The organism is Faecalibacterium sp. (assembly GCF_052358865.1).
Classification (GTDB): Bacteria; Bacillota; Clostridia; order Oscillospirales; family Ruminococcaceae; genus Faecalibacterium; species Faecalibacterium butyricigenerans.
The window spans coordinates 1-5285 of the sequence record NZ_DAWCVJ010000115.1; the positions used below are offsets into that span (position 1 = coordinate 1).

A 5285-nucleotide genomic window follows, 5' to 3' on the forward strand; every position below is an offset into this window, starting at 1 on the left:
TGTCCTCCGCAGATGCGGTAGTTTCCCCCGGTGATGTGCAGTGGTTTCCCGTGGACAAGATACGCTGCGATCTTGCTCCGTGCGCTTTCGTAAATCTCCTGCACGGTAGAGCGGGAAATGTCCATTTGAGCGGCACACTGCTCGTGGGTTTGCTGCTCCAAGTCAACCAGCCGAATGACCTCGTATTCGTCCAGCGTCAGCAGGATCGGCTCGGTATTCTCGCACCCGTTGGGACAGAATGTATCGACCTGTGATACGCCACAAATTTGACGGCACCGTGGCGGTCTTGGCATGGGAGCTTTCTTCCCTTTGTATTCGGTATATTCCGATTGTAGCACTTTGAGCAGAAAAAAGCAATTTTTTTCAAAAGCTGCTACATTTTCCGTCCTCATATGTGTGCCGGCTGATATTCGGAGTCGAATGCTACATGTGAGCCTTGTTCGTAATGCCCACCGATTATGACCGTAGCGGCAGTCACAGCATCCACATGAATGCGTTCCCGGTAATGCTTGCATTTTCGTAAAAAACCGTTATAATTGAATCAGTTAAATCAAAGGAGGCATCAAATCATGAAATCACATAAATACTGGGCCTTAGGCGCACTTTTCTGTATGTTGGGATGCATTTATTCAGGAATCAAAAAATCTATGACTGCGCATAAATACTTTGCCTATTCTTCATTGATTTGTATGGGCATGTCCATTTATTCCGGTCACAAACTGGTTTCTCCAAAGAAGAAAAAAATCACTAAATCAAATAATAGTGAGAATAGTTAAACAAAAAAATTCCTTTCTTTATCTTTATTCTCCTTGCCCTGCGGGACTAGTATGATTTTGAATACGGAACCGATAAAGAGGTTGACGGTGTGCTGTCATCAACGACAAGTGCAAGGCTCTGGCGCAAAAGGTCAAAGAGATTATCGACACCAAATCTTCGTTTGCTGACTGGCTGAACAATCAGAACGTCCGCAATCAGTTGAAGCTGGAGATCAAGATCTGCCTTGTAAAAAACGGCTATCCTCCACAGTACAGCCCCGAAGTTTTCAAAAAGGTCATGGAGCAGGTTGAGAACTTTGAGGAGAACAATTAAATCATCTATAAAGAAAGAATACAGCTATATTCAGGCTTCACACTGAAATATAGCTGTATTTTTTTGCATCGCTAATAATTGTTGTGTTTTCTCTTGAAAACAGCGTAAAGATTTATTATAATAAGATAAATGGTTGTTACTTTTGCAAAGGAGCTGTGAGGAATGAATCGGAACTGCCGCCGTAAAACAGAAAAGGTCTATGTGAAGGTGAACTCTGATTTTGACGCAACCGGCTATATGCAGCCCCGGCAGATCACATGGGGCGATGGTCGGACGTATCCCATCGAGCAGGTGCGGGACTTTCGCCCTGCAAATACCATTGCCGAGATGCCCGGCGACTGTTATACTGTAATGGTAAAGGGGCAGGAGCGGCACTTGTTTTTCGAGCGTTCTGACCCACGGTTTCCCTCCCGGTTTGGCCGGTGGTTCGTGGAGGTGGAAACCAAATAACACAGAGGAGGGCTGAAGTATGGCAGTACAGCGTACCTATCTGGCAATCGACCTGAAAAGTTTCTATGCCTCGGTGGAGTGCGTAGACCGTCATCTGGACCCCCTGACCACCAATCTGGTGGTGGCGGACGCCTCCCGCACCGAAAAGACCATCTGCCTTGCGGTGTCGCCCTCCTTAAAAGCCTACAAGATACCCGGCAGAGCACGGCTGTTTGAAGCCGTTCAGCGTGTCCAGGAGGTCAACGCCCAGCGGTTGCAAACTGCCATCCGGAAGAAAAAGGCAGTCCGGGGAGAGGATGGCAAGTACCACTTTGCCAGCACCTCCTTCGATGCCAACGCCCTGAACGCAGACCCGACGCTAGGGCTGAGCTACATCGTTGCGCCGCCCCGGATGCAGCGGTATCTGGATGTGTCCACCCAAATCTACAAGACCTACCTCAAATATGTGTCCCCGGCGGATATTTACCCCTACTCCATCGACGAGGTTTTCATTGATGTGACGGGCTATCTGCCCTATTACCACATGAGTGCCCATGAGCTTGCCATGACTATGGTGCGGGAGGTGCTGTACAACACCGGCATCACCGCAACGGCAGGCATCGGCACAAACCTCTACCTTGCAAAATTGGCGATGGACGTTGTGGCAAAGCACATCCCTGCGGACAAGGACGGTGTCCGCATTGCGGAATTGGACGAGCAGTCTTACCGGTATCTGCTGTGGAACCACAGACCGCTGACGGATTTCTGGATGACTGGCCCCGGCACCGTCAAGCGGCTGGAAGCCCATGGCATCTACACCATGGGGGATTTGGCACGGTTTTCCGTCCACGGGGAAGATCGTTTGTATGAAATTTTTGGCGTGGATGCGGAAATTCTCATCGACCACGCATGGGGCTATGAGCCCTGCGGTATGGCTGAGATCAAAAGTTACAAGCCCAGCACCAACAGCATCAGCGAGGGGCAGGTGCTGACCTGCCCTTACCCCAACGACAAAGCCAAGCTTATCGTCCGGGAGATGGCAGAGATCTTGATGTTCCGGCTCACGGAAAAGAAACTGGTGACGGAATCCATCACCTTGGAGATAGGCTACGACCGGGAGAACGTGGACAAGGGGGACTATCGTGGTCTGACCCAGACCGACCGCTACGGCAGGGTCATCCCCAAAGCAGCCCACGGCACTGTCCGGTTTGATGCCCCCACCAATCTGGGTAGCACCATCATCAACGAAAGCGCAAAGCTGTTTGAGCGCATCACCGACCCGGCGCTGACGGTGCGGCGCATCACCCTCAACGCCAACAAGGTCACCCCGGACGAGGGCATCTATCAGGTGGACTTTTTCACGGACACAAAGAAGCTGGAAAAGGAGAAAAAACTCCAGCAAGCCATGCTGGGCATCAAGAACAAGTACGGCAAAAACGCCGTGCTGAAAGCCAGCAGCTACGAGGAAGGTGCCACCATGCGCCAGCGCAACGCGCAGATCGGCGGGCACAGCGCGGGAGGTTCGGATGGAAAACTACAAAAATAGCAAGATCGGACAAGAGACTGCCCAAAAGTATGGGGACATTATAGAGATGGAACGCCCCCAGACCGAAGAATCCCTTCGCAAGCATCCCCGCATGACCTTGCAGAACCGGGCAAAGATTTTCTCTCCCTTTGCAGCCTTGCGTGGTTATGATGAGCAGCTTGCCGCAGAAAAGCAGCGCACCGAGCGGGTGACCAAGCGCATTTTGACCGAGGAAGAAATGTCGGCTCTGTCCGATCGGCTGATGCAGGTCACCAAGGGCATGACCATCACAGTGCGGTATTTCAAAGAGGATACCGCCCACCCGGAAATTCCCGCAGTGGGCAACTACATCACGCTGACCGGAAAAGCGGACCGCATCGACCCGGTGTTCCGCACCTTGCAGGTGGGCGAAACCGTAGTGCCCTTTGAAGATCTGGTTGAGATCAGTGGGGAAAGCATCATGGAGATTGACCAATATCTCGGCATCTCCGAGCAATAAAAAACGCTGGGAGAGATCTCCCAGCGCAAGCAGCCCTAATCACGGTACCGACGTGTGCCAAGCCAAAGCGGACCCAGTACCCACAACCAAGGCAGTGAAAACGTTCTCGTCACTTTTAATACCGTAAGCACCAGCGTTAAAGCATACAAGAGGCTCATTGTAATTATTTCGGAACGGTCAGGTTTCTTATCCATACGCAGACCACCTCGAAAATCCGGTCACATCTGCGAAATAGTATAAAAGTCAGTATGCTTCATCCGGTTCGGTAGGTGCTGCGGTAATATCGCGGTAGAAAGTGGCCCATGCAGCTTCCTCATAGGGGCGTACAAAAAAGAAGCCAATGCTCAATGGAATTGTCAGCAGAAGAACAAGAGAAATCGCCATAGCCTCTGAACCGGTGAAATATTTGAGAACCAGAAAACCCCCGGCATACAGTGGCAACGAACAGAGCAGCTCCCAGCCAATGAAGCTGAAATCCAGACAGAACAGCCGCCATTTGTTGCCATTCATGATCCGCCGGGATTCTGTGATCGCTTCATTTGCGGTCAGCGAAGGATGTTCGGACATGATGTAAGGTGTCATCGCATAGCTGTATGTTTTCACGATTCCCGGAATCACCAACAGCAGCGACCAGAGGGCGATGTACAGACCCTGCAGGAATTTCATGCAGAAGCCATCCCACAGACGGTCTTTCTGAGAGAACAAGTCCGAGATGGCAGCATCATTTCCATCTACAAGGTTCAGATTAAAATGAGCATATCCCAGTTGAACTGCACCGCCCACGATCAGTTGGAGGATTGCCCACAGGCCAATGCCGACAAGCAAAACAGCAAGCAGCCGACCGCCGTTTGGCTGGGCGACCAGGTTAAAATGAATGTCCTTTGCCTGATTGGAATTGGAAACGACACTGTTGGAACTGCTCACAATGGTAGCACCGAGCGCACTGGCGGCAATACCTGTCAGAACAGCAGTTTTCCATTTTCCGCGCAGAGCATCGAGAGCGAGCATACGATAGTCGGCAGATATTTTCATAAAAGCAACCTCCTGTCTGAAAATGGCAAGTATGTGTGAAAAGGAATATGATATGCCACTTTAATTTAGATACGTTTGAAACGCTGAAAAAATTGCAGCATGAATGAAAAAGAGGCTGTTGCACCGGCTTTTATCCGTGTGCAACAGCCCCTTCCTTTACTTCAGCAGCTTGTCCAGTTCATCATATTGCATTACTGGAGCTTTGCAAGGATTTCTTCAGCCGTCATACCGCTGGCAAGCAGCTTCTTCAGCACATCTTCTGCTTCGTCCTTCTTTGCTTCTTCTGCTGCCTTTGCTTCGGCGGCAGCTTTTTTGTTTTCAGCTTTGGCAAGTTCCCTGGTGGCGGCTTTCAATTCTGCTTTCTTGGCTTTCAGCTGCGTTTTCAGATCATCGAGATTTGCAGTCAGCGTAGCAACCTCAGATTCGATTTTTTCCTTTTCAGCGGTCTTTTCTGCAACGACGGCTGCATAATCAACGCTGGCCTTTACAGTACGAGCCTTATTCTTGCTTCCCTTGGGTCTTGCCATAATAATTTCCTCCCATAAAGTGAAATAATTTGATACTTACAAGTATATTTCCAAATAGTCAGAATTGCAATAGGTAACATGAGCCGTTTTCAACTGCCAATGCAAATCTTATTCGGTATGCCCGAAGATCGTCGCAAATGTATTCCTTCAATGGTAACAATCATGGAGATTAGTGTTTATCTGG

8 protein-coding genes are annotated in these 5285 nt (G+C 49.9%); 5 read left to right on the forward strand and 3 right to left on the reverse strand.

Annotated elements, in window-relative coordinates; translation table 11 throughout:
• The coding region (locus ACT8X9_RS12650) for a DUF134 domain-containing protein (RefSeq protein ID WP_444269227.1) at positions 1–293 on the reverse strand (293 nt) is incomplete at its 3' end.
• A gap of 276 nt (positions 294–569) precedes the next feature.
• On the opposite strand from ACT8X9_RS12650, the gene ACT8X9_RS12655 reads away from it, so the two are divergent.
• The 5 genes from ACT8X9_RS12655 (at position 570) to ACT8X9_RS12675 (ending at position 3542) form a co-directional block, all read left to right on the forward strand.
• Complete coding sequence (locus ACT8X9_RS12655; RefSeq protein ID WP_097839462.1) at positions 570–776, forward strand: DUF6219 family protein; 207 nt, start codon at positions 570–572, stop codon at positions 774–776.
• Between the two features lie 142 nt (positions 777–918).
• Positions 919–1089: a type I restriction enzyme endonuclease domain-containing protein gene (locus ACT8X9_RS12660; protein ID WP_242965721.1), complete on the forward strand. Its 171-nt coding sequence runs from the start codon at positions 919–921 to the stop codon at positions 1087–1089.
• Between the two features lie 162 nt (positions 1090–1251).
• Positions 1252–1539, forward strand: a complete 288-nt coding sequence (locus tag ACT8X9_RS12665; RefSeq protein ID WP_444269228.1) for a hypothetical protein — start codon at positions 1252–1254, stop codon at positions 1537–1539.
• Between the two features lie 19 nt (positions 1540–1558).
• Positions 1559–3064 carry a Y-family DNA polymerase gene (locus ACT8X9_RS12670; protein ID WP_444269229.1) on the forward strand — a complete coding sequence of 502 codons (1506 nt, stop codon included), beginning with the start codon at positions 1559–1561 and terminating at the stop codon, positions 3062–3064.
• Positions 3045–3542, forward strand: coding sequence for a hypothetical protein (locus ACT8X9_RS12675; RefSeq protein WP_444269230.1), 498 nt, complete (start codon positions 3045–3047; stop codon positions 3540–3542). The genes ACT8X9_RS12670 and ACT8X9_RS12675 overlap by 20 nt, the downstream gene beginning before the upstream one ends.
• A 243-nt stretch (positions 3543–3785) precedes the next feature.
• Here the strand turns inward: ACT8X9_RS12675 and ACT8X9_RS12680 are convergent, their stop codons facing one another.
• Positions 3786–4574, reverse strand: a complete 789-nt coding sequence (locus ACT8X9_RS12680) for a DUF975 family protein (RefSeq protein ID WP_444269231.1) — start codon at positions 4572–4574, stop codon at positions 3786–3788.
• 191 nt (positions 4575–4765) lie between these two features.
• On the reverse strand, positions 4766–5101 hold the full coding sequence (locus tag ACT8X9_RS12685; protein ID WP_444269232.1) for a hypothetical protein: 336 nt from the start codon (positions 5099–5101) through the stop codon (positions 4766–4768).
• Between the last annotated feature and the right edge of the window lie 184 nt (positions 5102–5285).